Annotated in this window: 12 protein-coding genes and 2 pseudogenes; 8 read left to right on the top strand and 6 right to left on the bottom strand. The window is 68.8% G+C overall.

The genetic code is table 11. The annotated features are described in order from the left end of the window. The 3 genes and pseudogenes from IEZ19_RS43135 to IEZ19_RS43125 form a co-directional block, all read left to right on the top strand. On the top strand, positions 1 to 514 hold a 514-nt coding region (locus tag IEZ19_RS43135), incomplete at its 5' end, for an SDR family NAD(P)-dependent oxidoreductase (protein WP_189316864.1). A gap of 133 nt (positions 515 to 647) precedes the next feature. After that, positions 648 to 1,322 (top strand): annotated as a pseudogene (locus tag IEZ19_RS43130) (transposase). Positions 1,323 to 1,485: 163 nt separating this feature from the next. Further along, the gene (locus tag IEZ19_RS43125) at positions 1,486 to 1,758 is read left to right on the top strand and encodes a hypothetical protein (RefSeq protein WP_229841512.1); all 273 of its coding nucleotides are present in this window, start codon (positions 1,486 to 1,488) and stop codon (positions 1,756 to 1,758) included. A gap of 380 nt (positions 1,759 to 2,138) precedes the next feature. Here the strand turns inward: IEZ19_RS43125 and IEZ19_RS54405 are convergent, their stop codons facing one another. Both IEZ19_RS54405 and IEZ19_RS43115 read right to left on the bottom strand, forming a co-directional pair. Beyond that, positions 2,139 to 3,023, bottom strand: coding sequence for a helix-turn-helix domain-containing protein (locus tag IEZ19_RS54405; protein ID WP_189316862.1), 885 nt, complete (start codon positions 3,021 to 3,023; stop codon positions 2,139 to 2,141). Then, on the bottom strand, positions 3,020 to 3,775 hold the full coding sequence (locus IEZ19_RS43115) for a peptidoglycan-binding protein (RefSeq protein ID WP_229841511.1): 756 nt from the start codon (positions 3,773 to 3,775) through the stop codon (positions 3,020 to 3,022). The genes IEZ19_RS54405 and IEZ19_RS43115 overlap by 4 nt, the downstream gene beginning before the upstream one ends. A 408-nt stretch (positions 3,776 to 4,183) precedes the next feature. On the opposite strand from IEZ19_RS43115, the gene IEZ19_RS43110 reads away from it, so the two are divergent. Both IEZ19_RS43110 and IEZ19_RS43105 read left to right on the top strand, forming a co-directional pair. After that, complete coding sequence (locus IEZ19_RS43110; protein WP_189316860.1) at positions 4,184 to 4,600, top strand: hypothetical protein; 417 nt, start codon at positions 4,184 to 4,186, stop codon at positions 4,598 to 4,600. A gap of 37 nt (positions 4,601 to 4,637) precedes the next feature. Further along, the gene (locus IEZ19_RS43105) at positions 4,638 to 5,021 is read left to right on the top strand and encodes a peptidase inhibitor family I36 protein (protein ID WP_189316859.1); all 384 of its coding nucleotides are present in this window, start codon (positions 4,638 to 4,640) and stop codon (positions 5,019 to 5,021) included. Between the two features lie 441 nt (positions 5,022 to 5,462). Here the strand turns inward: IEZ19_RS43105 and IEZ19_RS43100 are convergent. Continuing rightward, positions 5,463 to 5,894: pseudogene (locus IEZ19_RS43100) on the bottom strand (transposase family protein); the annotation flags it as partial. Continuing rightward, positions 5,840 to 5,995 carry a hypothetical protein gene (locus tag IEZ19_RS43095; protein WP_189316869.1) on the bottom strand — a complete coding sequence of 52 codons (156 nt, stop codon included), beginning with the start codon at positions 5,993 to 5,995 and terminating at the stop codon, positions 5,840 to 5,842. The gene IEZ19_RS43095 and the pseudogene IEZ19_RS43100, both read right to left, overlap by 55 nt. Positions 5,996 to 6,469: 474 nt before the next feature. Between IEZ19_RS43095 and IEZ19_RS43090 the strand changes: the two genes are divergently transcribed. After that, positions 6,470 to 7,387 carry a class I SAM-dependent methyltransferase gene (locus tag IEZ19_RS43090; protein WP_189316858.1) on the top strand — a complete coding sequence of 306 codons (918 nt, stop codon included), beginning with the start codon at positions 6,470 to 6,472 and terminating at the stop codon, positions 7,385 to 7,387. A gap of 1,084 nt (positions 7,388 to 8,471) precedes the next feature. Further along, complete coding sequence (locus IEZ19_RS43085) at positions 8,472 to 12,269, top strand: S8 family serine peptidase (protein ID WP_189316857.1); 3,798 nt, start codon at positions 8,472 to 8,474, stop codon at positions 12,267 to 12,269. Positions 12,270 to 12,981: 712 nt separating this feature from the next. Here the strand turns inward: IEZ19_RS43085 and IEZ19_RS43080 are convergent. Continuing rightward, positions 12,982 to 13,827 carry an MIP/aquaporin family protein gene (locus tag IEZ19_RS43080; RefSeq protein ID WP_189316856.1) on the bottom strand — a complete coding sequence of 282 codons (846 nt, stop codon included), beginning with the start codon at positions 13,825 to 13,827 and terminating at the stop codon, positions 12,982 to 12,984. A gap of 441 nt (positions 13,828 to 14,268) precedes the next feature. Here IEZ19_RS43080 and IEZ19_RS43075 point away from each other — a divergent pair, with 441 nt between their 5' ends. Then, on the top strand, positions 14,269 to 14,748 hold the full coding sequence (locus IEZ19_RS43075; protein ID WP_506005012.1) for an ATP-binding protein: 480 nt from the start codon (positions 14,269 to 14,271) through the stop codon (positions 14,746 to 14,748). Here IEZ19_RS43075 and IEZ19_RS43070 read toward each other — a convergent pair. Beyond that, entirely contained in the window at positions 14,688 to 15,383 is a 696-nt protein-coding gene (locus tag IEZ19_RS43070; RefSeq protein ID WP_189316855.1) for a lipase family protein, read from the bottom strand. The two genes, IEZ19_RS43075 and IEZ19_RS43070, sit on opposite strands and share 61 nt — an antisense overlap. Positions 15,384 to 15,411 lie beyond the last annotated feature (28 nt).

Genomic DNA, 15,411 nt, shown 5'->3' with positions numbered 1-15,411 from the left:
GGCGCAGCAACACCAGGGAAGGCCAGAATCCTCGGGCTTCAGCCCGAGGAGCAAGTCAAGGAATCAGCGTTCCGGCCATGTGTTCCAGGGCTCGTCGCTCTATGGCCAGTCGGCGCATCCCGGCGTCGGCCTGCTGGCTGCGACCAAGTACGCCGTCGAGGGGCTGTCGGACGCACTTGCCGGGGAGGTCGCCCCGCTCGGCATCAAGGTCACGATCGTCGAGCCCGGTCCGACCGCAAGTGCCTTCCTCGACAACCTGGACGTGGCCGGCGCACTCGACGACTACGACCAGACCGTCCGCGAGGTCCAGAAAGCCATCGGCGCCCTGCCCGCATCCGCATTCTCCGCGGCGGCACGCATCGCGACCGGCATCCGCACCGCCGCGGACAGCGATACACCGCCGCTGCGGCTGGCTCTTGGGCTCTCCGGCGCGAACGACATGCGAACTGCTTTGAACGCGCGGCTGGCTGACCTGGACGCCTGGGTCGACACCACCCGCGCCGTCGACGCATGACCTTCCTCTGCCCCAGGCGCTGTGCGGCCGGCTGACCCTGGAGTCTGGAATGATCGCGCGGTGAGTGATGCAAGGCTGCTGGCCGCAGTGGCCGTTGAGTCACTTACGCGGTCTCGCCTGGATGATCTTGATCATGGCTGGTGTGATCACGGCGTCGGAAGCGTCCTGGACAGCCCCGTTCACCGGGCTGGGCCCGCGTACCTTCGGCCGGTTGCTGACTGCCCTGCGCCTGCCCCGACTGGCGCCGCCGTTCGGAGTGTCGAAGTCCGCAGCCGCCCAGGTCATCCACGACTTCGGCCCGAAGCGCGCACTCCAGTTGCGGAGGCGATTTGCGAAAGGCGCGGTGCTCATCGTGGACGGAACCCTGGTGCCCACCCGCGACCACGCAGTCGTCGAGCAGTCGAAGGAATACCGGTACTCCACCAACCACCAGGTCGTCATCGACGCCGATACCCGGCTGGTCGTCGCGGCCGGCCTCTGCCGGGCAACCGCAACTACTGCAAGGCGTGGGAGCTGTCCGGGGCGAAGGCCGCCGTTGGCAAACCATGGTGATCGCCGACGGCGGCTACCGCGGTACTGAGTTGGTGATCCCGCACCGCCGCGAGCGCGGCCAGGACGAACTTCCAGTCTGCAAGGGGGAGCACAACCCCTCACACTGCAAAGCCCACAGCCGGGTGGAGCACGCCTTCGCCCGCACGAAGAGCTGGAAGATCCTTCGCGACTGCCGCTTGAAGGCGATGGCGTCCATCACGCCATGCCTGGCATCGCCCGCCTCCACAACCTCGCCCTCGCGGGACAGCCGGCCTGAACGTGGGCGCCCCGGCCCCGACCACTCTGAGCCAGTTCGATCATTGCGTGACAGCCTTTGAGGTCCGTCGTCAAATGTTGATCGGTACGCTGTCACAACGGATCTAGAACAGATTGCGAGCCGCACAGTGATACGAGACCTTTACAACGTCCGGTTGCGGCCTGTGGAGGACACTTCCACACCGCTGACCGGCGAGGAAGAGCAGCGCTATCGGGCTGTGCTGTTCAGTGAACTCGGCAACAAGATCGCTGACCAAGGCTGGGTACGTTACCCGGCGTACACGCCGGAAGACCGCCGTCGGCTGGTTGATGTCGCGCACCGCCTCACCACCTACTGGGGGCAGCAGGTACTCGTGGAAGCCGAAGACCAGTGCCGCGTCAGGCTCTGCCTCGCCGGACACGAAGCGTCGCCGAGGACGTTGCCGGCGCGTTCCTGAATCTGCCCGTCCATCGATCCGATTTGTGGATCACGGTTGACAGGCCGCCACGAACTGTCCGATGCGCGGAGGGAGTTCATCCGGCCGCTACTGCCGGAGTCGCCGCGGGGTCGGAAACGGCTGGACGGCCAGACGGTCTGGGCCGTTCCGGGATTTCTGGAGCTCTCCAGCCTGCAGCAGTCGCTGGTCACCGAGCCCGTCACTGCACGGGGCCGGCGGCGTCGCTTGAACCGCGGTTCCGTTCACCGGGGACGGCGAACGCGGTGACGACCGTGGTGTGCCGCTTCCTGAGGTTCTGTGCTGTGCACGGCTGGGCCGCGCCGCAGGTGCTTCTGCCACGTGCTGCGCCGGCCGGTCCGACACATCCGCCGTGGGGTTGGTCATGGATAGGGTTGGAAGCACTCTGTGTGCCGGCTCCCCACCGGTTCGAAGCATGCACGAAGTCCGCTGAGGTCAGTCCCGTCGAGCATGGGCGTGATGAGGGGGCCCTGTGCTTCGTAGCTGTCGAAGGCTTCGACCTGTTGCGGTTTGTTGCCTGGGACTGACAATTCGAGCGTGTCTCCGACCTTGACCTTCGCGTTCCACAGCATCGCCCATGCGGCGCGGCACTGCGTGCCGTACCGGAACGCCAGTCTCGCTCCGGTGGAGGTGCGGTGCGTCGGGCCGAGATCCTTGACGTGTCCGGGTGCCGCGCAGCCCGTCATCAGCGGTTTCTTGCCCGTGCATCCCTGGGTGTGACAGGCGGGAGAAGGCGGTGCGGTGGGCGCGGTCCGCGTCGTAGCGTTCTTGGCGCTCGTATGGGGCAGGGTCGTCACCCACAGAGTGACCGCGAGTCCGACTGCGCACACGGCGGTGGCCAGGGTCCACCTCCGTCGCCTGGCGCTCCATCCGTGGGCTGGGCCCAGTTCGACGGCGCCCGCTGATGTCTTGCGATCGCCTGGACGGTCACCGTGGGACGGTGCTGCCGCGGCTCGGTCTGCGGAGGGCGCTGCCCTGTCTGCCCGTCCGCTCCACTCCGCGTCGGCCAGTTCCCACAGCGCCACCAGCCGTGCGGGCGGTTCGCCCGCCATCGAGCACAGGGTCTCAACGGCTTGGCGCGGGGCGAGCTGCTTGCCGTTGAGGTAGCGCTCCCAAGAAGACTTGCTGTACGCGGTGCGCTCGGCCAGCGCGGCCATGCTCAGGCCCGTCCGTTCCCTGAGCTGGCGCAGTGCCCCTACTAGCCGCGCGCATGCGGGCCTGGCAGCGTACGGTGCGGGGTCTGTCATTTGCGCAGTGCCTTCCAGGTGTGCCACCCCACGACACCGTCAACGGGCAAGTCAGCTTTTTCCTGCAGGAGTTTGACGGCATGCGTCGTGTTCGGTCCGTAGACACCGTCCACGCCACCCGGGTCGAAGCCCCGGTGCCGCAGCAGGCACTGGGCTTCCACCACGTCCCACCCCGGCTGGGACAGCACCGCGGTGCGGGTGGTGCTGTAGCCCGCATACAGCCGTCCGTGCTCCCGCTTGATGGTGCATGGGTAGGTTCTCCCCGGCTGGTAGACGAAGCCGCCATGGGACGTGCCGGCTGTGCCAGGTCCCGACCCGGCCGCGCTATGCCGTCCGTCCTGGTCCTGCCACGGCGCCGTGAGCAGTGCTCCGGCAATCAACGCGGCCAGAACGGTACCCGTGCAGAGGCCGATCACTACCTTGCGGCGCGGACGTCCCGACGTGCGCGTGTCCGCAGCATCCGCCACATCCGCTGGGGCGGTGTCGTTCCGCCAGCCCTCCTCGGCCATCTCGTGGAGTACCAACAGCCGCGCCGGGTCGACGCCGCTGACCCGCGCCAGCTCCTCGACCGCCTTCCGTGGTGGCAGCGCACGCCCGTTCAGATAGCGCTCCCAGGAGGCACGGCTGTAGCCCGACTTGGACTCCAGCGACGCCAAGCTCAGCCCGCTGCGGTCCTTCAGCCGACGCAGCTGTACCACCAGTTGTAGCACCCGATCATCAAGCGAATTCGGTAATCCTTTCCACCGCGCCATGTTCCACCCCATACGCGTCGACAACTTCCAAGTCCACGAGTATCTGCCCCTCGGACATGTCCTGGCATGCAGCTTCACGTCTCGTCCTCCTCGCGGATGACCCGGCAACACGGCGGCTTCTGACCAAGCGCCTTGTCGCCGGCTGCCGCCGCCTGCGTCTCAGCGATACGTCATGCGAGGCGGTATCCCAGCAGGTCAGCGAGTGGGACGTCCCACAGCTTGCTCAATCCATCGCCGTTGCTGGCAACTGGCACCGGTCGACCTGCAATCTCGGTAGGGCAAGCCGGGCGGCGTGGTCCACCCCGCAGTCGCCCGACTTGCACCGCAGAGGGACGGCTTTCAGCTCGTCCCTCTGGACAGACGGCCAGTGTCTCAGGGCCGTCGCGGTTCACTCGGGAGGAGAAGAGAATGAGCTCACGTACGCGTCTTGCGGCCGGTTTGGTCTCGGCCGCGATCATGTGCGGAATGGTCAGCATGGCTCCCAGCGCACAGGCGGTCACGCACGTCGACCGGCACAAGTCGTTCAGCTGCGGCGGAGGGCAGGTGAGCGTGTGGTATCGCGACTACGACAACAACCGCACCATGCTGCGAGAGGTCTACCTCAAGGACAAGGCCGGCTACAAGTTCATGACCTCCGACGTCTACTGGCGTGCGGACAGCGGCAAGACCACGATCCAGTCGTACAGCCTGGAAGCGCGCAGCTTCCCCGAGATCCACGACAGCCAGACCAAGGACGTGGCCGTCAGCAAGAACCGACACCCGTACGTCAAGGTCTACATCCACACCATCTACGACGACTGCAAGGGCTACATCCACCTCTACTGAACACCACTGCTCAGCCACCGCTTACTGGAGGAGAGAGATGCACGTCCTTCGCAAGATGCGACTGATCGCAGCAGTTGCTGCGGCCGCTGGAGGACTGACCGTCGCTGCCATCACGCCGGCCACCGCCACGACGGAAGCCTGGAGCGACTGCCCGAGCGGCTACTTCTGCGCCTGGAGCGGTTCCAACGGGACCGGATACCGATGCCAGTGGGCAGGGAACTCCGAATCCTGGTACCACGACTGCTCCTGGGCCGGAGACAGGTACCCGCACTCGGTCTACAACCACGGCACCTCTGGCCTGGGCGTCACGATCTACGCGTGGACGAGCTGGGAGAAGCCGATCGGAGGCTGCGTCACCAGGGGCGAGAAGGTCAACCTCGCGGGAAACTACTACGTCGCGTCGCACGCGTGGAACTGCTGACGGCGGCAACTGGGCCGGGTTCCATCAGATGAATCCTGCCGACCTGCGCTTCAGCCGAGCGATCGTCCCCGGGCTCAGGGGTGAGACCCGGGGACACTGGGCTTTTTCAGCTTGGTCATTGATCGGGTGGGGAGCCGAGCAGTGCTCATGACCTGTGGACCGGCTCAGGAGGGCACATGCGAAGGGTGTACCTGCCCGAGTGATCGATCGACTGGGTATCAAGTAGGCCGTATTGCCGCGCGGGTCGGGAAGGCACGCCCTTGCTCAGCGCAGTGAACGCCGGCGGCGCCACCGCCAACGGCTCCTCCTGATCGACGAGATCAGAGCATGCAGCCGCTCCACCCACTGTGCTGAACCGGCATCCTGCTCGTTCACTGCGGCGTTGATCGCGGTCGTCAGGTGATCCTTGCGCTGAATGGCGGCCGGAGTCACTGAGCTTCTTCAGCGGTGCCGCTCCAGGGTGAGTACGGCTTTGGCGATTGACGTCATGCGGTTCGGGCTGCAGCGGGCGTGCCGGAAGATCCGCCAGGACTTGAGGCGGGCGACGCCACGCTCGGCCGGGGCGCGGGTGCGGGCCAGCGCCCGGTTCACGGTCTTCTGGGTGGGAGTGAGGCCGTGGTGCGGCCGACGCTTGACGCCGGTGGTGACCCAAGGACCTCCTCCTTGGTAGGCGAGGTCGGCCAGGACGGGGATGCCCTGGCGTTCGCAGATACGGATGATCCGGTGGGTACGGGCGGCGGTCAGGTCGTGGGCACGGCCCGGCAGTGCAGGAGAGAGCCGCAGCAGTCGGCCGCTGGGGTCGGTGACGACCTGCACGTTCACGCCGTGCCGGCGGTGCTTGGCCGAGTAGTCCGCCCGCCCGTTACCGACGCGGGCGCGCTGACGTATGCGTCATCGGCATCGGTCATCGGGTGGTCGCCGTTGACCTCGCGGAATCGCTCGGCGAGCTGCTGCTTCACGTCTGTCCCCAGCATCGGGTTGCCTCCGGCGTTACCTGTGCGGGCGATCTCCCGCGCGGGACTCGGCACTCTACCGGCCGAACGGTTCGGCGCTCACCGAACCATCGACGGAATCACGACAGCGCGAAGGGCACCCTCGGCCTGACCGCCCAGAGATCCACAACTCTTGACGATTGCTCACCCGGAATTGCTTGCCCGTGCGACCCGCACATCAGAGACGGGGCCTGCTCACCGGAACGGGGACGGACGCACAACGACCGCGCCCTTTGCCGATGATGCTCGGGCCCAGGGCGGCGATGCGGCGCGATCTCAGCAGGGCCGGGTAACAACACCCTGCTGCGCCGGGCGGCGGTGACAAGAAGCGCGCCGACCGTGTGACGACTACCGTGCTCCGCCCTCGCAGAACCGCAGGGCATCAGCGATCTTGGTGACACCTGTCGTTCTTCGGCACATGAGGTTGGGGGGCGGGAGTGGTGTTGAATCGGCTCCATGAATGAGAGTCGGCGTACGGCGAGCCGGACGGCGGTGCTGGTGTGCCAGGGGAGGGCGGCCGCGGACGGGAGGGCTGCTATAGGGCGGTTCACCGATCCGGTGGCGGTACGGCTGCTGCGGGTGGCGGAGCGTACGCCCGTGGACGAGGTGCGCGCGAGCACTCCGCCGGAGGGCTGGCAGGCGCGCATCGCGTACGAGAGTGTGCGGGCGTGTGCCGAGGTGGTCGTGCCGCGGACGGTTGCGATCGACGAGGCCCTGCGCGCTCGCGTGACCAGCCAGCTCGTGATCCTCGGCGCCGGTCTGGATACGCGCGCGTGGCGTCTGCCTTGGCTCGCGCAGACAGATGTGTGGGAGGTCGATCATCCGGCTTCCCAGGAGGACAAGCGCGTCCGCCTCGCCGAGGCCGCGCAAGTGGTCCGTGGGCCGGATGAGAGCAATCGCCCCGCCGCTGAGCTGCCGACCACCGCCCGTACCGTACGGTTCACGCCCGTCGACTTCGCCGTCGATGACCTCGGTGCGGCGTTGGAAGCCGCCGGGCACGACCCATCCGCGCCGACGACATGGCTGTGGGAGGGCGTCGTCCCGTACCTCACGCGCGACGAGGTGCGCGCCACGGTGGCCGCGCTCGCCGCGCGGACGGTCCCGGGCAGTGCACTCGTCGTCAACTATCAGGCGCCGTCGGTGAAGGCGGCCGTAGGGCGGCTGCTGACACGCATGCTCGGCAGTTCCGTCACGGCGGGCGAGCCGTGGCGGTCGTTGTGGAGGCCGCAGCGAATGGCCGCACTGCTCGCGGAGTTCGGCTTGCGGGTGGTGTCGGACGACATCCTCCTCGCCCTCGCGCGCAGCCTCGGCAGCCCGACACGGGGGCGGACATCCTTGCAGTCGGGTCGCGTAGCCGTCGCAGAGAGCCACTGACCCCTCCTTGATGATCCAGATGAACCCGGGCCAGATGCACTCGGGGGTCCGGAGGACGTCTTGTTGCAGGGCGTCCCGCAGTCGCAACAATTCGCGGCGGCGGGCCTGTGCCCGGACCAGGACAAGTCCTGCGGCGGCGATGAGGACGACACCGACGAGGGCAGTGGCCAGCGCCTCGGCCGCGGTGGCGCGTACCGCGGCCAGTGCCGTCCCGGCGACACTGGTCACCACGGTGGCCACGAGCCGGACTGCCAGCACGCGATCCTGGGCGAACAGCGGTCGACGCCCGCTCAGGACTCAGCCGGCGAAGGCGGCCCAGGCCAGCCTGATGGCGATCTGTCCGGAAAGAGCGGCCTGGGTACGTGCAGGGAGTGGGTGCGGCTCGGTGGCCCACAGCACCGCGATCAGTGCCGTCGCACCCTTCCGGCAGCCCCACGGCCGCGTGGCGCATCCGGGCGGCCAACGAAACCTCCGCCGCCAGCGCGCGCTCCAGCTCCTTGGGCGGCGCCGACCTGGACGGCGGACTTGGTGAACGTGACGTGGTCGGAGCCGATACGTCGGCCTGATGCTGTTGCCGAGGTGATGCGCGAGCGGTCCGGGCCGATCAGGCACGGCCGGTATCGCGTGCAGGGCTCCGGGAACAGCGGGGCGGAACTGTCAGTACCCCTGGTACCGGTGTCCTGACTGCGGCGACGAACGGTCCGGCACTGGAAATACGTCACCAACTCTGACCACATAAGCGGATACCTGCCCGGAGCGCGATCCGCACCAACGGTCAACGCGCCTCTCGGAACGGCCAACGCGGCGCCCTCCTCCCGCACGGCAGCCCGCGTGACGGCCCCGGCGTCAACGGCTTCACACCGCACACGGCGGCATCACGCCAATCGGCGGCGGAACGACCAGTTGAAACGGTCGGTGGTCTTCGGCACCTGGAACGACCCACCGAACACGGACCGCTGAACAGGCGTCATCGCGGCTCGGCCGACGCGGACTCCTGGCGGATTCGCGCCATGCGGTTTGTGTCAACTGCCCTTTGGCAAATGTTGATTCGGCCATAACCGAACACCAACTTGAGGGACGCCGAGTGAGACACAAGCACGTCGGCACGACCAGAGTGCTGGCAGCCGGAGCGGTTCTCGCCCTGATGACGGTCACCCCGTCGGCGATCGCGGCCGGCCGTGGTTCCACACCAGCTTCTGACAACGTTGCCCAAGGGACCGGGACCGGCGGCGGCCATCCCGCCACCCATACCGTGACACTCCTCACCGGTGACCGCGTCACGGTCACCTCGGGGGGCACCGGACCCGACTCCGTCACCGTCGTCGGCCCGAACGGCCATCGCGCGGACGCCCGGATCACCACGCAGAACGGCGACACCTACGTCTTCCCGAGCTCCGCCGACCCCTACGTGGCGGCGGGCCGACTCGACAAGGCACTGTTCGACGTCACCCGGCTCATAGCCGACGGCTTCGACGACGCCCATGTCAAGGGCCTGCCCCTGATTGTCGGTTACGGCTCGCCGGCCGGCTTCAAGGCCGCCGCCCGGACCCCGGCAGCCGTCCTGCCCGACGGCGCGAGCGCGGTGCGCCCCCTCGAGAGCATCAACAGCACGGCTCTGACCGAGGACCGGGACAGCGCCCACAGCTTCTGGGCCTCGCTCACGCACCAGCCGGCCGGCAGCGGACTCGCCCCACAGGCCAGGGCCACCGGCGATGCCCCGCAAGCCGATTCCACCGGCCAGGCCCCGGCCCTGGCCGGCGGCATCACGAAGATCTGGCTCGACGGCAAGGTGAAGGCCGACCTGGCGGACAGCACCGCGCAGATCGGCGCGCCCGAGGTGTGGGCGGGCGGTAACACCGGCCGGGGCGTCGACGTGGCCGTCCTGGACACCGGCTACGACCCGGGCCACCCCGACCTGGGCGCCGTCACCTCATCGGAGAGTTTCGTACCCGGTGAGGACGTCACCGACCGGCACGGGCACGGCACCCACGTCGCCTCCACCATCGCGGGCAGTGGCGCCGCCTCCGACGGCAAGGAACGGGGCGTGGCGCCGGACGTCAGCCTGCACGTCGGCAAGGTGCTCTCCAACAGTGGCCAGGGACTGGACTCCTGGATCATCAGCGGCATGGAGTGGGCCGCGCGGGACGCCAAGGCCAGGGTCATCAGCATGAGCCTGGGCACCGACATGCCGACCGACGGCACCGACCCGCTGAGCCAGGCCGTCAACCAGCTCAGTGAGGAGACCGGGGCGCTCTTCACGGTCGCCGCGGGCAACACGGGCTACTACGGCGACCACACCGTCGCCGCGCCGGGTTCCGCGACCGACGCCCTCACCGTCGGCGCCGTCGACAGCTCCGACGCCGTCGCCGACTTCTCCAGCCGCGGGCCCCGGCTACGCGACGACGCGCCCAAGCCGGAGATCACGGCGCCGGGCGTGGACATCCTCGCGGCGCGTTCCCAGTACGCCCCCACCGGCTCCGGCCCGTACACCACGATGAGCGGCACCTCCATGGCGACACCGCACGTCGCCGGGGTGGCCGCGCTGGTCGCCGCCGCCCATCCGGACTGGACCGGCAGCATGATCAAGGACGCGCTGATCAGCTCCGCGCACCCGACGCCGGACAACCCCGCGGACGCCGGCGGCAACGGCCGGGTCGACGCGGTGGCCGCCGCGACGGGCACGCTGTTCGCCACCGGCACGGTCGACGCGGGCATCCACTCGCTGGGCGGCGCCCCGGGCGAGACCGTGGACAAGCAGGTGCAGTGGCACAACGCCGGGACCGAGCCGGTGACCGTGGACCTCGCCGTCGACGCGCCCGACGCGCCGACGGGCCTGTTCACCGTCGCCGATCCCCAGGTCACCGTCCCCGCTGGCGGCACCGTCTCCACCACGGTCACCACCCACCTGGACAAGGCGCCCGCCGGCCACCACTACACCGGCCGGCTGACCGCCTCCGCGGGCGGCAAGGTCCGCACCCGCACGCTGCTGTCCGTCAGCACCCAGGAGGAGTACCACCACCTGCGCGTGCACATCACCGACCGGTCCGGCGCGCCCGTCAGCGTCCTGGTCAACTACCAGCGCAAGGGCGACGAGTGGTACTCCGCTCTGTACAGCCAGAACGGAGTGCTCGACACCGTCGTGGAGCCCGGCCAATACACGGTCTGGGCCTGGGTCGCCGTCAAGGGCACCCACGGGGACTCGTCGGCCGGCCTGGCCCTGTTGAGCGCTCCGAGCGTCACCGCGCCCAAGGACTCCGACGTGGACTACACGCTCGACGGCACCCGCCTTCGGCCCACCCGGGTGGTGACGCCGAAGACCAGCACCGACAGCGACATCCGCGTCGACTACGTGCGGACCTACGCGGGCGACGTGCCGCCGGCGGGGGAGTCCCGCACGGTCGGCGACGGGTTCGACAGCCTCTGGGCGCTGCCCACCGCCAAGCCGGCGGACGGCAACGTCACCTACACCGCGCGCTGGCGCATGCAGCGGCCGCAACTGGCCCTGAGCTCGGGTGACCAGAACTTCGACGACCTGTGGCTTCAGCCCGGCGCCGCGGATCCCGCGGACGGTGACCGCACGCTGCCGGCCGTCTACGAAGGCAAGGGCACACCCGAGGACTACGCCGCGCAAGACGCCAAGGGCAAGGTGGCCGTCGTCACGTATGTGCCGGACGACGACTTCGCGGCGGCGACCGTGGACCAGGTCAAGGCCGCGGAGCAAGCCGGCGTCGCCGTGCTGGTGATGGTCAACGACCAGGACGGACGGCTGCGCGAGCCGGTCCGCCGTACCGCGCTGACGGTGGCCGGCATCTCCCGCACCGAAGGCCAGGCGCTGATCGACCGCATCCGGCAGAGCCCGGACAAGTCCGTGCCCATGCGGGTCGTCGGCCACAACAAGACCGGCTACCTCTACGACCTGGTGCACTCCTGGCACGACGCGATCCCCGGCACCATGGTGTACGCGCCGGCCGAGGGCCAACTGGCCCGGGTCGACGTCGACTTCCGCAACGATCCGGCCCTGGAGGTCGACGAGTTCCGCTACGACATCCAGCCGTACCTCGGCGCGAAGGTCGGCGGGACCAGGCTGTCGCACGCCGGTGAGCACCGCACCGACTGGGTGACCGCCGACAAGGGCACCTCCTGGATGGAGGAGGCCACCGCGGGCATCCATTCCTTCCAGTACTCCGGCCAGATCCACTACCCGGCCGGGAAGACCACCGCGGTCACGTGGTTCGGGCCGGTGGAGCGGCCGCGCGTCAACGACAGCCAGCCGCTGCCGCAACGCACCGGCAACAGCGTGCAGTTCGTCGTCCCGGGCTTCGGGGACGGCGGCGAGGACCACGCCGGCACGGTCGGGTTCGGCACCACGGACCAGGAGACCTCGCTCTACAGCGGTGATACGGAGATCGTCCGGACAGGGGGCTACTGGCTCAACGCCGACGTCCCCGCGGCCAAGGACACCTACCGGCTGGTGACGACCACACAGCGCACCGGATACCCCTACTCGACCTCGACCAGGACCGAGTGGGGCTTCACCTCGGCGGCACCGCACGACGGTGACACCCAGCTTCTCCCGCTCATCCAGCTCGACTACACCATCGCGACCAGCACGGACGGGAAGGCCGAGCGGGACGCCGACCTCGTGGTCACCCCCACGAACCTGCCAGGGGTGTCGTCCGCCGTGCGGACCGAGACGGTCGAACTGTCCTACGACGACGGTGCCACCTGGCAGCAGGCGAAGCTCAGCGGCTCCTCGCAGGGCGCCCGGCTCAGGCTGCATGCCCCGGCGACGGCGGACTACCTCACCCTCCGCGTCCACGCCTCCGACCGCAGCGGCGACACGGTGACGCAGACGGTGGTGCGCGCGGTGGGCCTGCGCTGAGCACCGCCGCGACCTGAAAGCCGGGAAGGCCGTTCCACCGGCCTTCCCGGCCGACCGGTGCTGTCCAGGGGGTGATGTTCGGTTGGGGGTGTGCGGTGTTTCGGAAATTCCTTTCCCATCCCATGCGGCCGGCTGCGGCGACAGCAGCCGTCGTGACGCGGGCCCTTGTGGAGCATGAGGTTTCCTTCATGCATCGCAGTCGGCCCCGGTGGTGCCGGCCGGACGCACGCACCTCTGCCGGGAGGGCCGGCAGCCCGTCATTCCGCTCACTGTGCTGGGTGCGGGTGCGGGCGGTGCCGTGGTGATCGGGATGGTGGCGGGCGTGTACCCGTCGATCCGTGCGGCCCGGAGCACCCCGACCGAGGCACTCGCCACACCATGGCACGAAGACGCTCGGCCCCGGACGCGGTCCGCCGGGCGCGCCGCCCCCCCCGGGCATCGGATCGTGAGGTTGAGCCCGCACTCGGGGCGGGAGTTCGAAACCTGCGACCTGACGAAGACCCCGCCCCGGGGCGGCTCTTCGCGAACAAGCGCCCAGCGACGGGAGGCTATTACGGCGTTATAGCGACATGGCTACCTTTCCAGTGGCCGACCCCTTGATGCCGCCATCGACGTCTTCGTGCAGGCCCATGTGACCGACCCGCCCTCGTGTGCCGCCTGCGATCTCCCCGTGCCGCGGGCGGCGGCCGAGCGCGGTGGCGGGTCGTTCGAGTCAGCCTGCGTTCTCGGGCGGTTCTTTCAGCGGGGCTCCGTCTTTCTTGGTTCCGCACAGCCGGTGCGTCAGGACGGTGCGGTGCTTGTTCACCCGGTCGAGGGCGAGGGCCGCGAGGAGGGCTCCCGCCATGGGGGCGAGCAAGTACACCCACAGAAAGGACAGTTGCCCGGACGCTACGGCCGGTCCGAACTGGCGTGCCGGGTTGATCGAGCCTCCTGTGGTGGTGCCCAGGAGGGGGATCGCCGCGCCGATCAACACCCCCACCAGGCAGGGGACGAGGGGTGCCAGGCGGGGGATCCGCAGGAAGAATCCGACGAGATACACGATGACGGCCATACTGGCCGCCTCCCCTGCGAACAACTCCGCCGCCGTCCAGCCGGGGCCGGGCTGCAGCAGGGCGTAAGCGGCCGGGGGCCTTGTGGCCGGCGGCCCCCACACGGCACTGGCCAGGAATACCCCGAGAGCGGATCCCATGAGCTGCGCCACGATGTAGGGGACAACGGACGCCTTCGGGAAGACACCGAGACGCCACATGGTGAAAGAGATCGCGGGGTTCATGTGTCCGCCACTGGTCCGGCCCGGTCGGCTGAGGATGAGAGCAGCGATGAGCACTCCTACAACCGCACCGACGAACAGCAGTTGCAGATGGATCTGATGAACGTGCTGGGAGATGAAAGATGGTCCGATCACCCATCGGCAGATCGTGGTGACACCGAACAGCATCACGCACGTCAGGAGGAATTCGAGGGCGCTGTGACCTGCGATCACCACCGGCGACGAAGGGGCGTCACCACTTCGGCCGGCCGGCTTCGGTTCGTTGGAGGGCGCGGGGGTTTGCGGCATGGATCCTTCCTCCACAACGGAAAATTTGTCGGGCATGGCCCCCGGGCGGCCGACGAGCGGCAGCAAGGGGGAGTGCCCCTGAGGTCCCGCTGGGCGCAAAGTGAGCTGATGGGGCATGCGGCTACAGGTAACTGGCGGCGGCTCGATACCAAGGAGATGGCTGTTCGGCGGCGTGTCGGCGAGCAGCGCGCGGACGGGCGGGCTGGCCGTCGACGTTGACGCGGACGACGGAACCAGCCGGGGCGGAGCTGCGGAAGACGATGCGGCGGTCGCCGAACAACGAGCCGTGGTCCGACACCAGGTAGGTGCGGGTTGGGGTGCTCGGCGGACGACGCCCACGACGACCAGGTGCACGACGGAGCCGAGGTGGAAGCCCGATGACCGTGATGGACGCCGTCCTGCGCGAGTCGCTCAAAGCCCTGCGACGGTCTCGACGCCCTCCTGGCCCGGGTCCACGGCGGCGAACTCGGCCACCTCGGCTTCCTCCAAGTCCTCTGCCAGGACGAGATCACCCCCTGTGAGACCGCCGCCATTCAACGACGCCTGCAGCGGGCGAAGTTCGAGCAACAATCCACCCGGGAGGAGTTCGACTTCACCGCATCATGGAAGCTGCCCGCGGCTCAGATCCGGGACCCGGGAGCCCTGCGCCGGCTGCACGCGGGTGAGTCGGTCATCGTCTTCGGCCCGGTCGGCGTCGGCGAGACCCACATCGCCCAGGCCCTCGGCCACCTGGCCGTTCGCCAAGGCGCCCATGTCCGCTTCGCCAGGACCAGCCGTATCCTCGCGGACCTCGTCGGGAGCCACGCGGACCGCACTTCGGCGAAATGGAGCCGCGAACTGTGGCGCGTATCGGAAGTGGATCAAGCCGTAGTGGCGAGCTCGATGAGGTGCCGGGCCGTGCCGGCAGGATCGATGATCTGATGGAGGTGTGCGCCGGGCAGGTGTGCCACACGCCAGCCGCGTTCGCGTGCCTCGGCGGCAAGGTCGTCATACGGAGGGCCGAACAGCAGGTAGGAACAGGGGTGGTCGTCCCAGCCGTCGGGGACCGGGATGTGCTGCTCGTAGTAGGACAGCGGCAGGGTGGGCTGCTCCTCAATGACGGTTTCTCGCACCTTCGGATCGGAGAACATGGGTGCAACGTCGGCCTCGTCCCACCAATCGGTCCAGCGGGGCAGCCTGCCGTTCACAGCCATCGGACTGAGGAACTCCAGCAACTCGGGTGTGGCGACGGGGGTCGGTCCGATCCGCGCCGGTAGTGCGGCATCGACGAAGATCGAGCTTGTTACCGGATGGTCGAGGCCCGAGCGAATCAGTGGGAGGAACAAGCCTGCGTTGCTGTGTGCCACCAACGTGACCGGGCTGCCGGCCGGGACCTGCTGGAGGTCGTCGTGGACGGCGCTGACGATGTGGGGCCAGAAGGGCGGGGCACTGGCCCCTGCGTGCAGCAGGGACGGCACCCGTACCTGGTATCCCGCCGCTGTCAACTGCTCGGCCACCGGGCGCCAGGTCGAGGGACCCACGGAGGGGCTGTGCACAAGAACGAAGGTCGGCTGCATGTGACGATCCTGTCGCCCATGCCATGGG

Source organism: Streptomyces brasiliensis (genome assembly GCF_014647875.1).
Lineage (GTDB): Bacteria > Actinomycetota > Actinomycetes > Streptomycetales > Streptomycetaceae > Streptomyces > Streptomyces brasiliensis.
The sequence above is the reverse complement of the archived record's forward strand: the minus strand, read 5'-3'. Positions and strand labels throughout refer to the sequence as shown.

Bases quoted from the DNA above. Each gene is read 5' to 3' on its own strand.
- IEZ19_RS43105 (WP_189316859.1), top strand. From the start codon at position 4,638: ATGCACGTCCTTCGCAAGATGCGACTGATCGCAGCAGTTGCTGCGGCC.
- IEZ19_RS43110 (WP_189316860.1), top strand. From the start codon at position 4,184: ATGAGCTCACGTACGCGTCTTGCGGCCGGTTTGGTCTCGGCCGCGATC.
- IEZ19_RS43095 (WP_189316869.1), bottom strand. From the start codon at position 5,995: ATGCTGGGGACAGACGTGAAGCAGCAGCTCGCCGAGCGATTCCGCGAG.
- IEZ19_RS43080 (WP_189316856.1), bottom strand. From the start codon at position 13,827: ATGCCGCAAACCCCCGCGCCCTCCAACGAACCGAAGCCGGCCGGCCGA.
- IEZ19_RS54405 (WP_189316862.1), bottom strand. From the start codon at position 3,023: ATGACAGACCCCGCACCGTACGCTGCCAGGCCCGCATGCGCGCGGCTA.
- IEZ19_RS43115 (WP_229841511.1), bottom strand. From the start codon at position 3,775: ATGGCGCGGTGGAAAGGATTACCGAATTCGCTTGATGATCGGGTGCTA.
- IEZ19_RS43070 (WP_189316855.1), bottom strand. From the start codon at position 15,383: ATGCAGCCGACCTTCGTTCTTGTGCACAGCCCCTCCGTGGGTCCCTCG.
- IEZ19_RS43090 (WP_189316858.1), top strand. From the start codon at position 6,470: ATGAATGAGAGTCGGCGTACGGCGAGCCGGACGGCGGTGCTGGTGTGC.